This window comes from Thomasclavelia cocleata (assembly GCF_900102365.1).
Taxonomy (GTDB): Bacteria; Bacillota_I; Bacilli_A; order Erysipelotrichales; family Coprobacillaceae; genus Thomasclavelia; species Thomasclavelia cocleata.
Window position 1 is genome coordinate 17,322 of the sequence record NZ_FOIN01000016.1, and the last position, 21,412, is coordinate 38,733.

Here is a 21,412-nt window from a genome sequence, read left to right on the forward strand (position 1 = left end):
CATGAAGTTATATAAATTAACATTTAAGTGTATTTCTTCCATGACAAAAATTCCTGATGCACAAACAATTTTTGGTGCTGTTTGTAATATTATTAAATATACTAAAGGTGAAGATGAATTACAAAGATATTTTGAATCTTTTAAAAATGAGCCATTGTTTGTTCATTCTTCCATGTTTTTAGATGGATTAATGCCAATGGTTAAGGTTGGTTTGATCTCCATTGATGAAAAAAATAAACAGATAAATAGTTTACCTGTAAACAAGCAATTAACCTATTTAAGCCAATTAAAAAAACTTAAAAAAATTTCTTTCGTTTCGTTAGAAATATATAATAAATATATAGTAAATGGTGATTTCATAGGTTTAAAACTAGGAATCCTTAACAATGAAATTAGTATCGAAAATGGTGTTTTATCAAGTCATATTTCTAATTTTGATAAAGCTGAAGAATTGTTAGTACATAATAATCATGAAGAACAGAGTGATGAAAGAAGACTTTATTACGATAAAAATTTATATTATTCAAAAAATTGTCAATTTTGTATTTATGTAAAAACAAATGATATTGAATATGTAAAAAGTATTTTTAAATATGCTCCATATTTTGGTTTTGGTAGTCGAGTTTCAGTTGGTAAAAATTGTTTTAAAATGGAATCAATAGAAGAAATAGAAAATGTAGTTCAAAATCCAGAGAAGAAAGTATTGTTATCTAAATGTATTAGTAATGAATTTGATTTAGTAGAATCTTCTTATGTAATTGATTCTACTGTTTATTGGGGTTCTAAATCATATTCTTCAAATGTAGTTGGTAGATTTAATCGGTTTGTTGAAGGAAGTTATATGAAGGTGAATGAAAATAAAGAGTATTATGGTGATTTAATAAGATGTAATAACGGAAAGGTGATCTATCATTATGGAATTGGATTTACATTATGAGGATGATATAAAAACAAAAATAACAATTATATCACCAGTTCACATTGGAACTGGTGAGACAAAATTAAGTTTTGAGTATATTAAGAAAAATAATGTAATGTATAATTATAACTTACAACAATTATTTTCATGTATACCAGATAAAGTACTCTTAGACTATCGTTTTCTAAGTTCGTTGTATAATAGTAGTAATGGCTCAAAACGTGATGAGTTGAATAAAGTTTTACGTAATCATATTGATTATACAAAGTCAACACCACAGTACCAATTACGAGCAGATTTTGAAGATGACCAAATTAAAAATGTTGCAGTACAAGTAAAATCATTAAATAAACCATATATTCCTGGTAGTTCGTTAAAAGGAGCAGTTATGAATGCAATTTATTATGATTTTATTAGAAATCATTTTAATTCCTTTTGCAAGTATATAAAAAATGAAGTTAAAAAAAATAATAGACTAAAAGGTAAATGTAATATTGATGATTTTTTACTTGACTATTATCAATTCGAATGTTCAAGAAGTGACTTTGTTGAGTTTATTAATTTATTTGCAAGTTGTTTTATGTTTGCTGATGTGTTTTTTGATAATCTGGTTTTAGTACATGCTGAAAGAAATAAAGTTTATATAGATAAAAAGAGTGTGAACATACCTATTTTTGATTTTGAATGTATTGATGCAAATCAAGAGTTTACAGGTAATATTATTAAGATAGATAGTAGGAAAAGAAATTGTTTAAAAGAAAAATATCAAAATTTTAAGTTTTGTGATGATTTGATAGAATATATCAGTATTAATAAAATCATAAAAGTTTGTAGAAATTATTTTAAAGAGATTATAGGTGAAGAAAAAGAAATGGAGGATGTAAATAACTACTATAATATGTCATGTATAAAGCAAATGTATGAAGAAGTTATTCCTAATAGTTTTTATATGCGAATTGGAAGAAATACTAACTATTTTTTTAAAACGATTTCTTATCTAATAAAGAAAAATAATTATAAATTATATGAAGACTATTTTTATAAAGTATTTTCACTAAAGGATAAACCTAAAAATAATAAGAATTCTTTTTATACTAAACCAGATTTAATGCCAGCAACGAGAACGTTTTATACCGATGATTATTATGATTATTATCCAGGGGTAATAAAAATTGAGTTTATTAAGTAAAGTAGAGGTTACTATCACTTTTCCTTTAGGAGCGATTTTTCATCAAGATATTGTTGAAGGAACATATAAGCAATTTTTAAAGATGATAAAAAGAATATCGTGTATTAATATTGGAAGTAAATGTAATAACTGTTCTTTAGGTGGTAATTGTCAGTATTATATAATAACTGGGAAAAATTTTAGTGGTTATCCAGGAATAATCTTTAAGAAAGAATTGTATCAGGAAGATATTTTTGCTAAAAATGAGGATTATACTTATGATATTTATTTTATAGGTAATTGTGAGAGGTATAGGGGATATATAGAAATATTTTTTAAAGAATATTTACGATATAGATTGTTTGGCATAGATTTTTTGCTAAAGAAAATAGAATATAAACAAATAGAAAATAAGTATAAAAATGTTAATTGTTTGTTGATAAAAACAATTATTGAAACAACAGATTTTATTAGTGCATATAATAACATGATGCATTATTATAATGCTGAATATGGTTGTAATTATTGTTTTATTGATAATATAAATAGTATTAATAGTATCAAAATAATTGATGAAAGAAAGGTTGGTTTAAATACGAAGGTTATTAGGAAAAGAGGATATATTTATCAGGTTGGATTAGATGAGATGTTTTCATCTGACTTAGAGTTAATAGGAATTGGAAAATATAATTATCTTGGAGGTGGAAAATTTGCGTTTAGTAGTAAAGATGAAAAGTAATAAACTTATTTTACCGCTTAATTATAAATCAATAATTCAAGGTGTTATTTATAATATGATGAATCGTGAAAAAGAAGGTAATTTTTATCATAATTATGGGTATCACAAACAAGAAAAGATTTATAAAATGTTTGTATTTAGTGATTTATATGGGCAGTATAAAATAGAGAATAAGAAAATAATTTTTAGTGATGTAATTAAATTATATATTGGTGCACTAGATAAAGAATTATTTAAAATTATTTATGAATACTTAATCCAAAATGATTATCTATTTATAAATAATCAAAAAGTTAATATTGCAGGAATTGATATTTTAAATTTACCACATTTTAATGGTGTTAAGGATATTATAATTAAAACAATATCACCTGTAGTTACTTATACTTGTAAAGATAAATATTTTACATACTACAATCCACAAGCTAAAGAATTTGAGAATTTGGTTAGAGCTAATATTAATCATAAAATGCAAGCTTATAATTATCCAACAAAAGAATGTATATTTAAAATAAATGAAGTTATTTATAAAAAGAAAAAATTAGTACATTTTAAAAATACTTTTTATGAAGCATATAAATGTGAATTGGCTATTTCTACAAATTATGAAAGTCTAAAAATTATCTATGATACTGGATTATCAGCAAAAGGATCCTGTGGATTTGGAATGATTGAATATAAAAATGAAAAAAGTATTTTATCTATATAAAAGTGGTGAACTTTTAAGAAAAGATTATTCACTTGTTTTACAAGAAAAAAATGGGAATATTATATATATTCCAATTGAACAAATAAATTTAATTATTTGTTTCAATGATATTACTTTAAATAAACGTGTTTTAGGAATATTAAATACATATTCTATTAGCATTTTCTTTTTTAACTATTATGGAGATTATATTGGGAGATTTACTCCTAAAAAATATAGTGATGGGAAAATCATTGTAAATCAGGTAAATTCATATTGTAGTGAACAAAGAATATACATTGCAAGAAGAATAGTTCAAACTGAAATAAAAAATGTTTTAGCGTTACTTAAATATTATGATAAAAAATATCATTTATTACACCATATTATAGAAGACATTAATAAATATTTAATTAAATTAGAGGAAGTCGAAACTATTGAGAAGCTATTTTTATTAGAGGCTCAAGTGAAAAAAATATATTATTCTTCATTTGATTTAATTATAAAAAATCCTAATTTTATATTTAAACAAAGATCATTTTATCCACCTTTAAATGAAATAAATGCTTTACTAAGTTATGGATACGCAATATTATATGCAAATGTTCTTTCGGATATAGATAGAAGTCCACTATTACCTCAAATAAGTTATCTTCATAGTTTATCAAAACAGAGTGATTCTTTACAATTTGATTTGGCAGATATGATGAAACCTATTTTTATAGATCGATTAATTTTAAGAATGATAAATAGACAGCAATTCAATAAGAGTCATTTTGAATATAAAGAAAATGGTGTATGTTATCTGAATAAAGATGGTATTAAGATATTTTTGAATGAATATGAAATATTAATGGAAAAATCTATAAAAATAGGGGAACGTTATTATTCATATAGAAATATAATTACAAGAGAAGTATATAAGTTATCTAATTATATAGAAGGTAAAAGTAAATATTATAAACCTTATGTAATGGAGTGGTAAAAATGTATATTATTTGTACTTATGATGTAGCAGAAAAAAGATGTGTTAAAGTAATGAAAGTTTTGAGAAAATATATGTTTCATGTTCAAAATTCTGTTTTTGAAGGAGAGTTAACACCCTCTAAATTTAATGAATTAAAAGTTAAATTAGATAAAATAATAAATCCAGATGATGCAATATTGTTTTATTTTGTGTATGAAAACAAAAAAATAAAAAAAGATTATCTTGGAAAAGCACCAAAATCATCAAATATTATAATTTGATTTTCGACTATCCCATTGTTTTTACTGTATGAACAAGAATAAAATAGATGGTTTAAAGGAGGTAGTCGAGATTGTTTGATGAGTATACTATTGATTTTTTAATAGATACAAAGTATCATAGTATATATTTAGATTATTTCTAAATATATACTATTAGTTATTGTTCTTATAAAGGATTAACGCCAATTTCGTATTTAACTTTTTTCTTGATTTTTTTCATTAGTTATTGTTCTTATAAAGGATTAACGCATCGTACGATTATAGTAATTAAGCATTGTCTTTTCATTAGTTATTGTTCTTATAAAGGATTAACGCTGATATGACTCAGGCTGTTGACAAATAAAAAATTGTATTAGTTATTGTTCTTATAAAGGATTAACGCACATTCCAAAATGTATCAATTGCATATGTATTTTCTATTAGTTATTGTTCTTATAAAGGATTAACGCTTTTCCACTGATTAAATCGTTCAACACCTCAATATCATTATATTAGTTATTGTTCTTATAAAGGATTAACGCCAGGCCGAGGACCAATGGCTGGTGAGTTAGTTGTATTAGTTATTGTTCTTATAAAGGATTAACGCTTTATCACTATGTGCATCTAAACGTTTATCTTGTCTGGTGTATTAGTTATTGTTCTTATAAAGGATTAACGCCCAAATCTTCTCGAACTTCTTCAAATTTAAGCATCTTATTAGTTATTGTTCTTATAAAGGATTAACGCATACTATACCTTTGTTCTAAACGTAACCGTCTTGCTAATTCGTCAATTAGTTATTGTTCTTATAAAGGATTAACGCAATTGTTTGTGTAGTAATTTATGTTGCTTATACAATCCATTAGTTATTGTTCTTATAAAGGATTAACGCTGATAAATGAGTAGTCAATATCACGTGTTTCTTCAATTAGTTATTGTTCTTATAAAGGATTAACGCTCCAATAGTATTAATAATACGTTCTCTTTCTGCTTCCATTAGTTATTGTTCTTATAAAGGATTAACGCCTAAAATTTCATTGGGATTATACCCATTATCTTTACACCAGATTAGTTATTGTTCTTATAAAGGATTAACGCTTTAACTGATTATTCAGTGCTTTACCAGCATTTTTATTAGTTATTGTTCTTATAAAGGATTAACGCAGGGCATAATTTATCTAATAAAAGAATTAACTCTATTTATTAGTTATTGTTCTTATAAAGGATTAACGCTTTATCTTTCCATAATCTTTCCATCCAACATTTGCAAATTAGTTATTGTTCTTATAAAGGATTAACGCTTTAACTATCTCATTTGAAACTTGCTTAACTACCTTTTATTAGTTATTGTTCTTATAAAGGATTAAAGTTTATTTAATAATTTTTAAAATTATTATTTTTTAAAGATAGTTTTAAGATATTACTAAAAATAAAAAAGGATTAGTACCAATCTTGGTAACTAATCCAGTTTTCATATGGAAACATATGTTTCAGTTTATTACAGGTCTTTTCCTGGGAAATATAGTTTGATATTAGTTGATTTTTTTGTTTGAGTAAATCGTTGTTATAAAGATGTTTCATTGGTAAGATGGGGTTACTTTTACGATAGTAATGCCCAAAATATTTTAAGTTACTAGTTAAATTGATATCTTTTGTTATAGATGTAACAATTGCACTAGTCATTTTATGATGAGCATGACCATATTCACCCTTGGGATTATGGGTAACGATAGTTGCAAAGGTGTGATTAGATAGTATGTAATTTAAATCTTCTTCAATATCATGATAGACTTTTTTCCAATTATCACGCTTACCATTAGTTTTATCAGGATAGTCTAGAATAATTCCAGTATTATGAGTTTGTTCCATGACTTTATAAAATTCTTTAGCACGTGTTTGATTATTACCGTTAGTTAAACATATAACAAGATAATTATTTTGTAGTAAATGGATACCTCCCCAAATAGATTCATCATCAGGATGTGCTACTATCATAATGTTTTGGTAGTTTGAAAAGTTTGTTTTATCAAATAAGTTTTGATTTTTAGTTTTGTTAACTTTTGCACTGGTAGTACAACCGCAAAGTAAGATCATACAAATAATAATTATTTTTTTCATATTTAGATTGTATCACTTTATTGAATTAATAAAATAAAACCTTTCTTAAAAGAGCTTAAGATTATCTTAACATTGATTTATTTTATAATAATTGTTAAAATCTGTCTTGTTGGTTTTGATTATAAAATAATTATTTGTAGTTTGTTTGGTTGTTTTTAGGAAAAAAGTAATATAATATAAATAATTTTTTTTATAAAACAAAGTAGAATAAACAGATTATTTTTTTTATTTACTAATTTTCTAAAAATGAAGAAATAAATGAGAATATCGGTTATAATTGATAATTGTTTGAAGATAGAATGAGAATTAATGGAGCATTTTATTTTCCTAATTAAAAAAAATTTGATACGATAGGAATAAAGTTTTAGGAGGGAAAGTGTTGTATGAAAGTAGTAAAAAGAGATGGAAAAAAAGTTGAATTTGATGCTGTTAAAATTGAAAACGCAATATTAAAAGCTATGAAATGTGGTAGTGGAATTGTTGATGAAAAGTGTGCGCATGATATTGCAATAGAAATTGAAAAATGGCATGAGCATAGTGATGATAATATTTCAATTTATCGTATTGAAGGACAAGTATTTGAAAAACTGATTGAAAAAGGACAAATTTTAACTGCTAAAGCATATGAAGGATATCGTAAGGTTCGGGAGTTTCAACGTGAAACTAATACAATAGATAATGAGATTTATGGAATTGTAAATCAAACTAATAAAGAAGCAATGGAAGAAAATTCTAATAAAGATGCTACAGTTTTGGCAACTCAAAGAGATTTGATTGCTGGTGAGTTTTCAAGAGATTATTGTCGCAGATTACTTTTACCACCAAAGATCGTTCAAGCTCATGATGATGGAATTATTCATTTTCATGATATGGATTACTATATTCAAAAAATGCATAATTGCGATTTAGTAAATTTGAAGGATATGTTTGCAAAAGGAACTGTAATTAATGATAAATTAATCGAAACACCAAAATCATTGCAAACTGCTTGTACAGTAGCGACTCAGATCGTTCAACAAGTAGCTAATGGTCAATATGGTGGGCAAACGATTTCTTTAGCACATTTATCACCTTTTGTAAGATTAAGTTATGAAAAACATCAACATAATGTGCGTCATGAGGGACGATTAATAGGTATTGAATACACAGATGAACAAGTAGAGAAAATTGCAATATCAAGAATAAAAGATGAAATAAAAGCAGGAATTCAAACAATTCAATATCAAATTAATACTTTTTCTACAACAAATGGACAAGCTCCATTTTTATCAGTGTTTATGTATTTAAGAGAAGAGCCTGAATATATAAAAGAAACTGCAATGTTAATTGAAGAAACACTAAGACAACGTTATGTTGGAATGAAAAATCCAGTTGGAGCATATGTTACACCAGCTTTTCCAAAATTACTTTATGTATTAGATGATAATAATGTTCCTCAAGATAGTGAATATCGTTATTTGACAGATTTAGCAGTTAAATGTGTATCTAAGAGAATGATGCCAGATTTTATTTCTGCAAAGGTAATGCGAGAAAATTATGAAGGGCAAGTTTTCCCATGTATGGGATGTCGAAGCTTTTTATCACCATGGAAAGATGAAAATGGTGAGTATAAGTGGTATGGTCGCTTTAATCAGGGGGTTGTAACATTAAACCTTGCTGATGCGGGATTATCAGCAAATCATAAACTTGATGTTTTTTGGAAAATATTAGATGAAAGATTAGAATTATGTAAAGAAGCTTTAATGTTACGTCATGAAAGTTTAAAGGGAACATTATCAGATGTAAGTCCAATTCATTGGCGTTATGGGGCTTTGGCTCGTTTGAAGTCAGGTGAAACAATTGATAAATTATTAGAAAATGGTTATTCAACAATTTCACTTGGATATATTGGTTTATATGAATGTGTTGTATCCTTGATAGGAGATACACATACTTCAAAAGAAGGTAATGAATTAGCAACAAAAATTATGCAGCGTTTAAGAGAAGCTTGTGACAGCTGGAAAGAAGAAACAGGTCTTGGTTTTGGTTTATATGGAACTCCAGCAGAATCTACTACATATACTTTTGCTCGTGCATTGAAAAAACGTTTTGGAATTGTAAAGGGGATTACTGATAAGGACTATTTAACAAATTCATATCATGTAAACGTAAAAGAACACATTGATGCTTTTGATAAATTAAAAGTAGAAGCAAAATTTCAAAAGGTTTCATCAGGTGGGGCAATAAGTTATGTAGAAGTAACGAATATGTCAGAAAACTTAGATGCTCTTTCTGCTTTAATTGATTATATGTATGATACAATTCAATATGCTGAAATAAACACAAAATCAGATTATTGTCAGGAATGTGGATTTGATGGTGAAATTTTATTAGATGAAAATCGTGAATGGTATTGTCCAAATTGTGGTAATCGTAATCATAAATCTTTAAATGTATGTCGACGTACTTGTGGATATTTAGGTGATAATTTCTGGAATCAGGGTAGAACGCAAGAAATTGCTGAAAGGTTTGTACATTTAGATAATCATTTACTTGGTGAATAATAATGAGATATGCACAAATTAGAAAAACAGATATTGCTAATGGTGAAGGAATAAGAGTTTCTTTGTATGTTCAAGGTTGTCATCGTCACTGTATAAATTGTTTTAATCCTGAAACATGGGATTTTAGTGGTGGAAAAGAATTCGATAAAGATGTTGAAAATAATTTGATAGAATTGGTCAATCAGCCTCATATTGTTGGAGTGACGATTCTTGGGGGTGAACCACTTGAAATTGAAAACAGGGAGGATGTGTCTAAATTATTAAAAAGAATCAAAGAATGTTGTCAAAATAAAAATATTTGGCTTTATTCATCGTTTTTATATGAAGAAATAGAAAAGTTTGATGAAGAGTTACTACCATATATTGATGTTTTAATAGATGGGCCTTTTATTGATAGATTAAAAGATCGTAAATTGAGATTTAGAGGTTCTTCAAATCAAAGAGTAATAGATGTACAAAAAACATTAGAAAATAAAAAAATTATTTTATATAATGGTAGCAGATTTTATGAACATGATTAAGATATGTAAATCTATGATCACTAAGATAAATTATAAATAAATTTTAATTAAAAACTACCTAGATTTTTAGGTAGTTTTTAATTATATTGGTAATAATATATTGTTATTTAAGAGACAAAATTTAGATTAATGTACCTTATTAGCTAAATATGTGCTATACTGTTTTTGTTAAAAAATTTATTAGGGAGTAGAAAAATGATCGGTTATTATAGTTATACGGTTATTCTTACATATTTATCGTTAGTATTTGCAATGGCTGGAATTCATCTATCATTCAATGGGTTGTATCAGTGGGCGTTTATTTGTTTAATTATGTGCGGGATTTGTGATACTTTTGATGGAATGGTAGCACGTAGTAAGAAAAATCGTACTGATGAAGAAAAGCGTTTTGGAATTCAAATAGATTCATTATGCGATTTAGTAGCTTTTGGGGTTTTCCCATCTATTTTAGGTTATAATGTTGGTTTAAGTTCAATTGGGTGGTTAGCAATTGAAATTTTCTATGTTTTGGCTGCTGTAATCAGATTGGCGTATTTTAATGTTAAAGAAGAAACAAGACAAAAAGAAACAAGTGAAAAAAGAAGATATTATCAAGGGTTACCTGTTACAACATCATCATTTATTTTGCCTATGGCCTATGCGTTACGATATATTGTTTTTGAATTATCGTATATATATGGAGCTTTAATGCTGGTTACAGGAATATTATTTATTGTGGATTTTAAAGTTCCTAAGGTTCAATCAAAAGGATTGGTTGCATTAGGGATACTTGTTGTTGTGGAATTAATTCAGATTGTGGTGATGAAATGATAGTTGTTGATCGTTTGGGAAATGTCAAAACAAATGGTGAAAACCAAAATAATTTATTAAAAAAAATTTATGGCACATTTCTTGGCAGATGTGCTTTAAAAATTCTTGTTTGTAAGTTTGTAAGTAATCTTGGTGGCTGGTATATGAATTCCAGTTTATCAAAACATAGAATTGATTCTTTTATAAAAGAGAATCAAATAGATATGTCTCAATATGAACAAAAAGAATATACAAGCTATAATGATTTTTTTACACGAAAAATAAAACTAGGAAAAAGACCCTTTTTAATTGATGATAATGTCCTAATTAGTCCTGCTGATTCAAAATTAACATGTTATAAAATTAATAAAGATAGTCATTTTACTATTAAAAATACTCTTTATTCTATAAATGATTTATTGATGGATGAAAAATTAGCAAGTGATTATATAAATGGTTATTGTTTGATTTTTAGATTAACCGTTGATGATTATCATCGTTATAGTTTTATTGATGATGGTAAGATAATAAAATCAAAATATATTCCAGGAAAATTTCATACTGTGAATCCTATAGCAAATGATTTTTATCCAATTTATAAACAGAATAGTCGAAATTATACGATTATTGAATCAAAGAATTTTGGAACGATGATTCAGATGGAAGTTGGAGCAATGATGGTTGGTCGAATTGTTAATCATGAAAAAAAATACTGTCTTAAAGGTGAAGAAAAAGGATATTTTGAATTTGGTGGTTCTACAGTAATTATTTTATTAAAAGAAAATCAAGCAGTTATTGATGATGATATTTTAGAGAATACAAATAAAGATAAAGAAACAGTAGTTAGATTAGGAGAAACTATTGGTAAGAAGTACTAAAGGAGGCTAAATAATGACGAAAATAATTGCGATTACAAATCAAAAAGGTGGAGTTGGGAAAACTACCACTAGTATTAATTTAGCGGCAGCATTAGCAAAAGCTAAAAATCGGGTACTTCTAGTTGATATGGATCCTCAAGCTAATGCTACTCAAGGAATTGGAATTGATCGTGATAATATTGAATCATCTACTTATAATATAATTGTTGAAGAATGTGATATGAAAGATGTAATTATACCTTCATATATAGCTAAATTAGATGTAGCACCAGGAAGTATTGATTTAGCAGGTGCTGATTTAGAATTAGCTAATGTCAAACGGGGGCGTGAACAGCGTTTAAAAAAAGCTCTTGAGTCAGTAAAAAATAATTATAATTATATTATAATTGATTGTCCACCAGCCTTGGGGCTATTAAATACTAATGCTCTTACAGCATGTGATTCTGTATTGATCCCAGTGCAATGTGAGTATTATGCTTTGGAAGGATTAACACAATTATTAAATACTGTATTATTAACTCAAAGTGTGTTTAATCCAAGATTAACAATCGAGGGTGTTTTATTAACTATGCTGGATCAAAGAACAAATTTAGGAGTTGAAGTATCTCAAGAAGTTAGAAAGTATTTTAAGGAAAAGGTATATAAAACAGCTATTCCTAGAAATATTAAATTGTCAGAAGCTCCATCAGAGGGGTTAGCAATATTTGATTATGATAATAATTCTGAGGGTGCTAGAGCATACCGGGATTTTGCAAAGGAAGTGTGTAAACGAAATGCCAAATAATACAACAAAAAAAACAACTGCAAAAAAAAGCGGAACAATAAAAAATAAAAAATTAGGAAAAGGCTTAGATGCAATTTTTGGAGGAGATATATCAACATTAATAGATGATATTGAAAAAAATACACCTGAGTCTAAACAAGTAACTGTTGATTTGGATGAGATTCGTCCTAATCCATATCAACCTCGTAAATTATTTGATGAAGAAAAATTACAAGAACTAGCAGTTTCAATTAAGGAACATGGTATTTTTCAACCTGTTATTTTGAAACAATCAATTCAAGGTTATGAGATAGTTGCAGGGGAAAGAAGATGTCGTGCAGCAAAAATTGCTGGACTGTTTAAAGTACCAGCAATCATTGTTGAGTTTACTGATGCACAGATGATGGAAATTGCTTTATTGGAAAATATCCAAAGAGAAAATCTTAATTCGATTGAAGAAGCAAAAGCTTATCAATCAATGATGGAAAAATTAGAGCTTACTCAAAATCAATTAGCAAAAAGAATTGGTAAATCAAGAAGTTATATTGCTAATACTTTAAGATTATTACAATTATCAGATGTTATTCAAAATTATGTTTTAGAAGGTAAAATAACGATGGGGCATGCTCGTAGTTTAATCACATTACCAGAAAAGAAAGCAGAACTTTTAGCAAAACGTTGTATTGATGAAGGGTTGTCTGTTCGTGATGTTGAAAATGTAGTTAAAGGAATTGAGTTAGGGAATAGTCGTAAAGATCGTCCAAAAATTGAAAAACCTAAAGAGTATGTTTATGTTGAAGGTTTGTTACGAAAAAAGTTTAGAACTAAGATCAAAGTAGATGATAAAGCAGTAACTATTAAATATACTGATATTAAGGATTTAAATCGAATTTTAGAATTAATGGGAGTAATAGAGGAAAGTTAGATGGGAAACTGTTTAACTTTTTTTATTATAAATATTAATTGTTAGATAAAGATTTTTTATGATCGAAACTATAATTAAGCGATATGATAAATCTAAGGTTATTGATATGGAAGAAAAATAATTATGAATTTATTGGCATTATTATAATATTCTAGTAATTTTATTATTTACTATCAGATAAGTATGATAATGATATTTATATATGAAAATGTTGATAACAGCTATGTTGATGATTTTATTATGGAGTAATATTATATTAATGAGCAGTTAAATAATGGAATTAGTTTATTATTTTTTTAATGTAGAAATATGATTAATGATAGAATATTGGATAAATAACGTTTAAAAATTGTTGTTAATACTATAAAAAGGGCGCAACTGGGAGAGGGTTAGTTGCGCCTGTTAGTTATTATAACCGTTTTTTTTTATTTTATACCATATACTAATAGTCCTATGTAGTTTAGAAAGTCCTTAATTTATACATAATTATAATAATAAAGTAAACATATAGATATTTATTAATTGTTAAGTTTGTTTAAATTTGTTGAAGATGTGATAATTGAATATAATTTATTAATGTGTTATTATTTGATAAATTAACTCATAGATGGTTGTTAGAATTAAACTATTAAAGAGTTGGAAACATTTTATAAAAGTGCTATTTAACACTTTTAATGTAATGGAGGAAATCATGAGTGGAAGCAAAGTAAGAATAATGGCACAAGGAGCAATGATAGCATCATTATTTGGGGTTTTAGGTGTTATTAATATATATACAGGAAGTATTTTTGATATTATTTTTGCTTATATTATGGTTTTAGGATTGGCTTATTATACTTATCTATATGATTATAAAGCAGGATTAAGTGTATTGGCAGTAACTTTTTTTGTTTTATTTTTGGTGGGGGAAATATTTTTTACGCTTTATGCTAGTTCTTCGTTAATAATGGGAGTATTTTATGGGTATTGTTTAAGAAATCAAAAAAGTAAAAGATTTGCTAAATATGGTTTGATGGTTATTTCAGCAATAAAGAATTTTTTGATTTTCTTTTTATTAGGTGGTATTTTAGGAATTGATATTTATCGAGAAGGAATGGAAATATATGGTGATATTATTGGTATTATCCCAGGGTTAAAAAGAGTATTTACTCCTGAGATTACTTTTGGTTTATTATGGTTGTTTATGTTTATTTGTGAATCATATGTAGTAAGAGTATATTCAGATATATTGATAGGTAAAATGATGAAAAGAAAATAAAATTAATGTATAATGATATTATTAATGAGGTGGTGAGTAATATGACAGTAAAGATGACAAGACTTAGAAATGGGATTGTGATAGTATTATTAATTGAGTTTGTTTTAGCGTTACTGGGATATATCTTTATTTCAAGTAAGACTTCTTTAGTGTTGGCTACATATATTTTTATTAAAAATATTATTATGTTGGCTCTAATCTTCTATGCTTCTAGTTTAATAAATGAGAATAATATAAGTGTTAGCGAAGTATTAAATGATGAAGCCAAAAATGCTTTTATATTTGGGGGATTAGGCTTAATCAAATATGATAAAAATCGTAATATTTCATGGACAAGTGATTTATTTACAGAAATGAAAATAAATATTGTTGGCAAAAAGCTTTTAGAATGGCAGCCATTACTTGCTTCGTTATTTGAAGATGATGATATAAAAGTTGTGGATATCAATTCTCGTAAGTTTGAAGTTTATAATAGCAAAGAAAGTCGAATGTTATATCTTAAAGATGTTAGTGATTATATTGAGATTTCTAAAGAATTTGAAGACCAACAAATTTGTGTAGCTTATATAACCGTTGATAACTATGATGAATCAATTGAACAAGCTGATGAGCAAACTGCGGCTTCAATTCAATCAACTTCAAGACAAGTAATTCTTGATTGGGCTAAAGATAATGGCGTTGTTTTAAAACGTTATAAAAGTGATGGATATATTGCGGTTTTTAATGAGCGTACTTATCGTAAACAAGTAGAAGATAAGTTTAAAATATTAGATATATTTAAAGAACAAGCTGAACAATTAGGTCAAGTAATGACATTATCAATTGGAATTGGTAGAGGTAGTAATATATTGCGTGAGCTTGATGAATTAGCTTTTTCAGCTCTATCACTCGCATATTCACGAGGGGGAGATCAAGCTACTGTAAAATCTAATGATGAACCAATTCGATATTTTGGTGGTAATAGTGAAAGTTATGAAAAGTCTAATATGATTAGAGCCCGGGTTATTGCTCAAACATTAGCAGGAATAATTAAAAAGTCTGATAATGTATTGATTATGGGACATAAACAATCTGATTTTGATTCTTTTGGAGCATCAATTGCTATGTACGCTATGTGTAAGGCTTATGGAAAGAAAACATATATTATAATTGATTATGATTCTTTAGAAGAAAAGACAAAAACAGTTGCAACAAATTTGTGTGATGATGAAAGATATCGTGGTGTATTTATATCACCGTTAAGAGCACAAGAATTAAATATGAGTAATACATTATTGGTTATTGTAGATAATCATAAACCTTCATTAGCAATAGATAGTAATATTTTAGATATTGTTAGTAATAAAGTTGTAATTGATCATCACCGCCGTGGTGAGGAATTTGTTGAATTACCACTACTAACTTATTTAGAGCCAGCAGCTTCATCTACTGTAGAGTTAATTGTAGAATTATTTGAGTATCAAAAAGAAGAAATATGTGTAACTGAGCGTGAAGCAACAATTATGTATACAGGTATGTTGATAGATACAAATTATTTTAGAACAAGGGTTGGTACAAGAACTTTTCAAGCTGCAGCTAAGTTAAAAGAGTTACAAGCTAATGTTGGTGAAGCTTATAAATATTTGGAAGATGATTATGATACAACTTTAACAAAATTATCAATAACACAAACAGCATATCGATATGGAGAAGGTATTTTGATTGCGTTTGGAAAATTAGATAAAATATATAGTAGAACATTGTTGGCTAAAGCTGGTAATGAGCTATTAGGAATTAGTGGTGTAAAAGCAGTCTTTATAGTTGGAAAAACTGGTAAAGAAGAGATATCTATTAGTGCTAGAAGTACTCGTGATATTAATGTTCAATTAATTATGGAAAAACTAGGGGGCGGAGGGCATTTTTCAATGGCTGCCTGCCAGTTGGAAATGGAAGATGTTACCAGAGCTATAAATCTATTAGAAGAAGCTGTAAATATGTATTTAGATGAAAGGAAGAGTGAATAATGAAAGTTATTTTATTACAAGATGTAAAGAAATTAGGAAAAAAGGGTGATACTGTAAAAGTTGCAGATGGTTATGGTCAAAATTTTTTAATAAAAAATAAATTGGCTGTTTTGGAAACTGATACAAGTCGTAAAATTGTTGAGGTTGAAAAGGAAACCCAACACCAGCAAGATTTAGAAAATCAAGCAAGGGCAAGAGAATTAGCTAAACAAATTGAAGGGATTACATTAGAATTTACTTTAAAATCTGGAAAAGATGGAAAAACTTTTGGAAGTGTATCAACGAAACAAATCGTAGAACAATTAAGAGATAAATATGATATAAAAATTGATAAAAGAAAGTTCATTGATGCACATCCAATTGGTGCACTTGGATATGCAAAATTGAAGGTTGATTTATATAAGGGTATTATTGCAACTGTAAACGTACATTTAAAAGAGCAATAGGAGAGTATTATGGCAAATCGAGAATTTCCTCATGATATAGAAGCTGAACGTTCATTACTTGGAGCGATGTTGATCTCAAAAGAAAAATGTATTGATATTTTAAATAAAAGTGTTGAAGATGATTTTTATGATGATAGTCATCAAACAATTTTTAAAGCCATGAGTGCTATTAATGAAGAAAGTAGACCTATAGATGTTACTACAGTAACATCTTATCTTATGGACCATAATCAATTAGATAAAATAGGTGGTGTCGATTATTTATTACGTTTAAGTGAATCAGTTCCTACTGTAGCACATAGTGATTATTATTTACAAATATTACATAATAAAGCTATTCTTAGAAGAATCATTCGAGAAACAACAAGAATTGCAGAAAGTGCATATGATGATATTGAGAATATCGATGCTTTTATTGATGAAACAGAAAAATCAATTCTTAAAGTTACTCAGGATCGTAGTGCTGGTGAATTTAGAGAGATTAGGAATGTTATTAAAAGTGTGACAGATCGTTTGAATTTATTACAAAAAATTGATGGTAATATTTCTGGGGTTAGATCAGGTTTTAGAGATCTTGATAAAATTACATCTGGTTTTCAAAAAGGTGATTTAATTATTTTAGCAGCTCGTCCAGCTATGGGAAAAACAGCGTTTGCTTTAAATATAGCACATAATGCAGCATACAAGGCAGATGATCCAGTGGCAATATTTTCATTAGAAATGCCTGCGGAACAATTAGTACAGCGTATTATTTGTTCAATGGGAAGTATTGAAGGTTCTTCGATGAGAACAGGAGAAATTTTAAAAACTAATGCTAATAAATATTATGCTGCTGCAGAAAGAGTTTCAAAATGTAATCTTTATATAGATGATAGTCCAGGAATAAAAATAAATGATATTGTTGCTAAAAGTAGAAAATTAAAAACTGAACATGGTCTAAGAATGATTGTTATTGATTATTTACAGTTGATTACATCATCATCTAAAAATCGTGAAAGTAGACAACAGGAAGTATCAGAAATTTCAAGAACTTTAAAAGCATTAGCTAGAGAATTAGAGGTGCCTGTTATTTCATTATCACAGTTGTCACGTTCAGTGGAACAACGTCCTAATAAAAGACCAATGATGTCAGATTTAAGAGAATCTGGAGCTATTGAACAAGATGCTGATATCGTTTCTTTTATTTATCGTGAAGATTATTATAAAAGTCCAGGTGAAGGTGAAGATAGTGGACTTACAGAAATTATTATTGCGAAACATCGAAATGGGGCAACTGGAGAAGTTAATTTAGCGTTTGAAAAAAATTATAGTCGTTTTTCTGATTTGGCTCAAATGGGACCAGGTGAAGGAATGCGAGATCTTAGAAATTAAAAGGAGGATATAGATGTATCACCAATATCGTGCAGGATGGTTAGAAGTAATTAGTGGTTGTATGTTTGCAGGTAAAACTGAAGAATTAATTCGTAGAATAAATGTTTTAAGTTATGCAAAAATGAATATTATTGTTTTCAAGCCAAAGATAGATAATCGTTATTCAGATACTGAAATCGTTTCACATTCTGGTGCTAAAGTTCCATGTTTAGTAGTTGATAGAGCTCAAGAGATTTTAAAAAAAGTAAATATAGATACTGAAGTTGTAGCAATTGATGAAGTACAATTTTTTGATAAAGATATTGTTGATGTTTGTGAATATCTAGCTGATAAAGGAATTAGAGTTATTGTTGCTGGATTAGATAAAGATTTTAGAGGAGAACCATTTGGAATCATGCCAGAGTTACTTACTAGAGCAGAATTTATTACTAAGTTAACTGCTGTGTGTACTAAATGTGGGGCTCCTGCAACTAGAACCCAAAGATTGGTTAATGGTAAACCAGCATCTTTTAATGATTCAATTGTATTAGTAGGTGCAGTTGAACATTATGAACCAAGATGTAGGCACTGTCATGAAGTTGTTGATAAACCAAATAAGTTTTAGATAATTAAATAATAAATGTGAAGAAAGACTATATTTTAAATATAGTTTTTTTGTTGTAAAGGGATAAAAAGCGAAAATTTTTGTAAAAAAATTCATAGAAATTTTAAATTATTAAGAAAGATAAAAAATATTTACGTAAATAATAGATAATCTTAAAAGAAAGATGATTGAGAAGACTGCTTTCAATAATAATTCTATCATGATTAGATAAGTATTTTTGATTAGCTATAAAGAGCACCTCAATAGGAAGGGAATATCTCAATAAAATAATAAAGAATTGTAAAGTTAATTTCATTATTTATATAATAGGGGTGGAATTTACTTTTTTTAATTTACAAGATAAAGATAGTTTTAGATGATTTGGCTATATTAAGGATGAATTGATATTTATTAAAGTAAAAATACAATAAGAGGAAGATATTTTAGTTTTAGGAAAAATTCATGAAGTCGATTATAAATTTATTAATATCTTAGATGAATTAGAAAGCTAATTTGGTGAAAGTGATTTATGATATTAATGGAAAAGTTATTGATAAGGTTATAGTTTATGCTTAATAATATTGATAAAGTGGAAAATACTGGGTTATTAGATAAGGTTAATCGAATATTGAGATTTTTAGAATATAAGCAAAATAATTGATTTATAAGATGTTTATTTAAATTTTTAAAAAGTATAAATAAATCTTTAAAAGTTATAAATACAAAAAATGACAATAATATTAAAATTTTTATATAGAAAGGGGTTACATTTCATAAGAAAGGAAGTGTTATAATTAAACAAAACTCAGATATTAGGATAAATATATATAAGGAGAAAATTATGAGGTCTCAAATAGGGCTATATTACAATATTAATATTGGTAATTGATTTATTACCACTTTCGATAATTAATGTAAAAGCTTAAGGGGTAAAATTGACTAGGCTGGAGAGGATTTACATTAATTTTAAAGGTATCTGGAAGGAAAGCACAAGATATCCTAATCATTTTTATAGTGAGGATATTGGTATAATTTTAACATTTGTTATACTGTGGGTGATGAATTATCAAACTATGAAATTAAATTTAAATATATTGAATATGATGAAGATCCTGATATTATCTTCACTACTGGATATTTCATGCCTGTCAATGACAATATCAACATAATTTTCTTTTAACTGTAACTAGAATAAATAATGGCTCATCTGATTCTGTTTCTTTAATAATATAACCTTGTACTGATATGATTATTTTGGGAATCCTCTTTATCACTTGATCCACTTTTCTTTTGACACCCATGCATTAGCTAATCAAGAAGCAAGTCAAGCAAAGGATGACAATACAAGAGATGTTTTAACAAAAGTAGTAGTCGGTTACAGGTAGTAAATAAATCTGTAAAATTAGGAGGTACTACAGTAAGTATTAAAATTGGTGATTATGGTATATAGGGTATTTACTAGCTTATTAGTTTTAGTAATTGCAGGATTAAGTTTATTTAGAAAATTAAATATTAGTAGAATAAGATGAAATGATAACGCCTTAACTTTTCTAAAAAATTATGGCGTTATTTTGCATATTTATGGGTAAATTGGATACATGGGATAAGGATAAGATTATTAGTTTTAGGCAAAGAATAAGATATAAATAGAGATATTGTATATTTGAAAGAAAGATTGACAGAGGCAGCAAAATGGAAAATAAGGATGTAATATTAGAGAATACTAAAGAATTGGTCTGTAATAATGGTTTTGATAAAGTGACAGTGAAGATGATTTGTGAAAAAACAAATATATCGAGAAAAACTTTTTATAGTTTTTACCAAGATAAATATGATATTTTAGAACATATTTTAATTAAAGACATAATAAATGAACTTAATGATCTAATAGATAAATTTGGAAAAATGGAACTTAATCGACCAATTATTTTAGAACAGATGTACCAAAATATATATGCTAATAAAAAGTTTTATAGTAAGATAATTAATACTAAGGGAGAAAATTCGTTAGAATCTTATTTATTATATTATTTTATTAAATGCTATTATAAAATATTGGCTGATGTAAAAGTTGATAATGTAGTTGAGATGGATTATTTGACATATTTCTATTCATCATCAAGTGTAATGTTAATTAAAAAATGGATTCTTGATGGCTATGTTTTAACACCAAAACAAATCGCTGAGTATTATCAAAATTGGGCTGTATCAGCTCTAGCGAATAATTATTTTTATTGTAAGTAATATGGATACTGATTTAAAGGTAACATTTAGATTGAAATGTTACTTTTTTTAATGCATTCAAAAACAACTGGTAATGTTAATAGAATTTGTCAAATGTTATTATATAAACAAGGTAGTAGTTTTAATGTTGGGTAATATAAATACATATAAAATTAAAATATCTAGCCCCTTTCTATTAAAAATGTTAGATTAAATGCTATTTTAATTTTTATGATGTATTTTGAGTAGC

Annotated in this window: 19 protein-coding genes and 1 CRISPR repeat array; of the genes, 18 read left to right on the forward strand and 1 reads right to left on the reverse strand. The window is 27.0% G+C overall.

Annotated elements, in window-relative coordinates:
- The first annotated feature begins 1 nt into the window (after nt 1).
- Genes csm4 through cas2 form a run of 6 tightly spaced genes read left to right on the forward strand, consistent with a single transcriptional unit; the run spans nt 2 to nt 4,762 of the window.
- Complete coding sequence (gene csm4 / locus BMW96_RS07325) at nt 2–937, forward strand: type III-A CRISPR-associated RAMP protein Csm4 (RefSeq protein ID WP_092354010.1); 936 nt, start codon at nt 2–4, stop codon at nt 935–937.
- Nucleotides 915–2,108: a type III-A CRISPR-associated RAMP protein Csm5 gene (gene csm5, locus BMW96_RS07330; protein ID WP_092354012.1), complete on the forward strand. Its 1,194-nt coding sequence runs from the start codon at nt 915–917 to the stop codon at nt 2,106–2,108. The genes csm4 and csm5 overlap by 23 nt, the downstream gene beginning before the upstream one ends.
- The gene (locus tag BMW96_RS07335; protein ID WP_092354014.1) at nt 2,092–2,826 is read left to right on the forward strand and encodes a hypothetical protein; all 735 of its coding nucleotides are present in this window, start codon (nt 2,092–2,094) and stop codon (nt 2,824–2,826) included. Before csm5 ends, BMW96_RS07335 begins: the two co-directional genes overlap by 17 nt.
- Entirely contained in the window at nt 2,798–3,535 is a 738-nt protein-coding gene (gene cas6, locus BMW96_RS07340) for a CRISPR-associated endoribonuclease Cas6 (protein WP_092354016.1), read from the forward strand. Before BMW96_RS07335 ends, cas6 begins: the two co-directional genes overlap by 29 nt.
- A complete protein-coding gene (cas1, locus tag BMW96_RS07345) occupies nt 3,510–4,499 on the forward strand; it encodes a CRISPR-associated endonuclease Cas1 (protein WP_092354058.1) in 990 nt (329 codons plus the stop codon). Before cas6 ends, cas1 begins: the two co-directional genes overlap by 26 nt.
- A gap of 2 nt (nt 4,500–4,501) precedes the next feature.
- On the forward strand, nt 4,502–4,762 hold the full coding sequence (cas2, locus tag BMW96_RS07350) for a CRISPR-associated endonuclease Cas2 (protein WP_092354018.1): 261 nt from the start codon (nt 4,502–4,504) through the stop codon (nt 4,760–4,762).
- A 152-nt stretch (nt 4,763–4,914) separates the two neighbouring features.
- A CRISPR array of direct repeats spans nt 4,915–6,111; the repeat unit is 31 nt; unit sequence ATTAGTTATTGTTCTTATAAAGGATTAACGC.
- A gap of 70 nt (nt 6,112–6,181) precedes the next feature.
- Here the strand turns inward: cas2 and BMW96_RS07355 are convergent.
- Nucleotides 6,182–6,859 carry a PIG-L family deacetylase gene (locus BMW96_RS07355; RefSeq protein WP_092354020.1) on the reverse strand — a complete coding sequence of 226 codons (678 nt, stop codon included), beginning with the start codon at nt 6,857–6,859 and terminating at the stop codon, nt 6,182–6,184.
- A 383-nt stretch (nt 6,860–7,242) separates the two neighbouring features.
- Here BMW96_RS07355 and nrdD point away from each other — a divergent pair, with 383 nt between their 5' ends.
- The 12 genes from nrdD (at nt 7,243) to BMW96_RS07415 (ending at nt 21,183) form a co-directional block, all read left to right on the forward strand.
- Nucleotides 7,243–9,402: an anaerobic ribonucleoside-triphosphate reductase gene (gene nrdD, locus BMW96_RS07360; protein ID WP_092354022.1), complete on the forward strand. Its 2,160-nt coding sequence runs from the start codon at nt 7,243–7,245 to the stop codon at nt 9,400–9,402.
- A 2-nt stretch (nt 9,403–9,404) separates the two neighbouring features.
- Nucleotides 9,405–9,923, forward strand: coding sequence for an anaerobic ribonucleoside-triphosphate reductase activating protein (gene nrdG / locus BMW96_RS07365; protein ID WP_092354024.1), 519 nt, complete (start codon nt 9,405–9,407; stop codon nt 9,921–9,923).
- Between the two features lie 195 nt (nt 9,924–10,118).
- Complete coding sequence (locus tag BMW96_RS07370; RefSeq protein WP_092354026.1) at nt 10,119–10,733, forward strand: CDP-alcohol phosphatidyltransferase family protein; 615 nt, start codon at nt 10,119–10,121, stop codon at nt 10,731–10,733.
- Entirely contained in the window at nt 10,730–11,590 is an 861-nt protein-coding gene (locus tag BMW96_RS07375) for a phosphatidylserine decarboxylase (protein WP_092354028.1), read from the forward strand. Before BMW96_RS07370 ends, BMW96_RS07375 begins: the two co-directional genes overlap by 4 nt.
- Nucleotides 11,591–11,603: 13 nt before the next feature.
- Nucleotides 11,604–12,374, forward strand: coding sequence for a ParA family protein (locus BMW96_RS07380; RefSeq protein ID WP_092354030.1), 771 nt, complete (start codon nt 11,604–11,606; stop codon nt 12,372–12,374).
- Nucleotides 12,364–13,278: a ParB/RepB/Spo0J family partition protein gene (locus BMW96_RS07385; protein WP_092354032.1), complete on the forward strand. Its 915-nt coding sequence runs from the start codon at nt 12,364–12,366 to the stop codon at nt 13,276–13,278. Before BMW96_RS07380 ends, BMW96_RS07385 begins: the two co-directional genes overlap by 11 nt.
- A gap of 691 nt (nt 13,279–13,969) precedes the next feature.
- The gene (locus BMW96_RS07390; protein WP_092354034.1) at nt 13,970–14,536 is read left to right on the forward strand and encodes a DUF2232 domain-containing protein; all 567 of its coding nucleotides are present in this window, start codon (nt 13,970–13,972) and stop codon (nt 14,534–14,536) included.
- A 41-nt stretch (nt 14,537–14,577) separates the two neighbouring features.
- Entirely contained in the window at nt 14,578–16,539 is a 1,962-nt protein-coding gene (locus BMW96_RS07395; RefSeq protein WP_092354036.1) for a GGDEF domain-containing protein, read from the forward strand.
- Nucleotides 16,539–16,985: a 50S ribosomal protein L9 gene (gene rplI, locus BMW96_RS07400; protein WP_092354038.1), complete on the forward strand. Its 447-nt coding sequence runs from the start codon at nt 16,539–16,541 to the stop codon at nt 16,983–16,985. Before BMW96_RS07395 ends, rplI begins: the two co-directional genes overlap by 1 nt.
- A 9-nt stretch (nt 16,986–16,994) precedes the next feature.
- Entirely contained in the window at nt 16,995–18,356 is a 1,362-nt protein-coding gene (gene dnaB, locus BMW96_RS07405; protein WP_092354040.1) for a replicative DNA helicase, read from the forward strand.
- Between the two features lie 13 nt (nt 18,357–18,369).
- Complete coding sequence (locus BMW96_RS07410) at nt 18,370–18,960, forward strand: thymidine kinase (RefSeq protein WP_092354042.1); 591 nt, start codon at nt 18,370–18,372, stop codon at nt 18,958–18,960.
- Between the two features lie 1,671 nt (nt 18,961–20,631).
- Nucleotides 20,632–21,183, forward strand: a complete 552-nt coding sequence (locus BMW96_RS07415; protein ID WP_092354044.1) for a TetR/AcrR family transcriptional regulator C-terminal domain-containing protein — start codon at nt 20,632–20,634, stop codon at nt 21,181–21,183.
- Nucleotides 21,184–21,412: the final 229 nt, after the last annotated feature.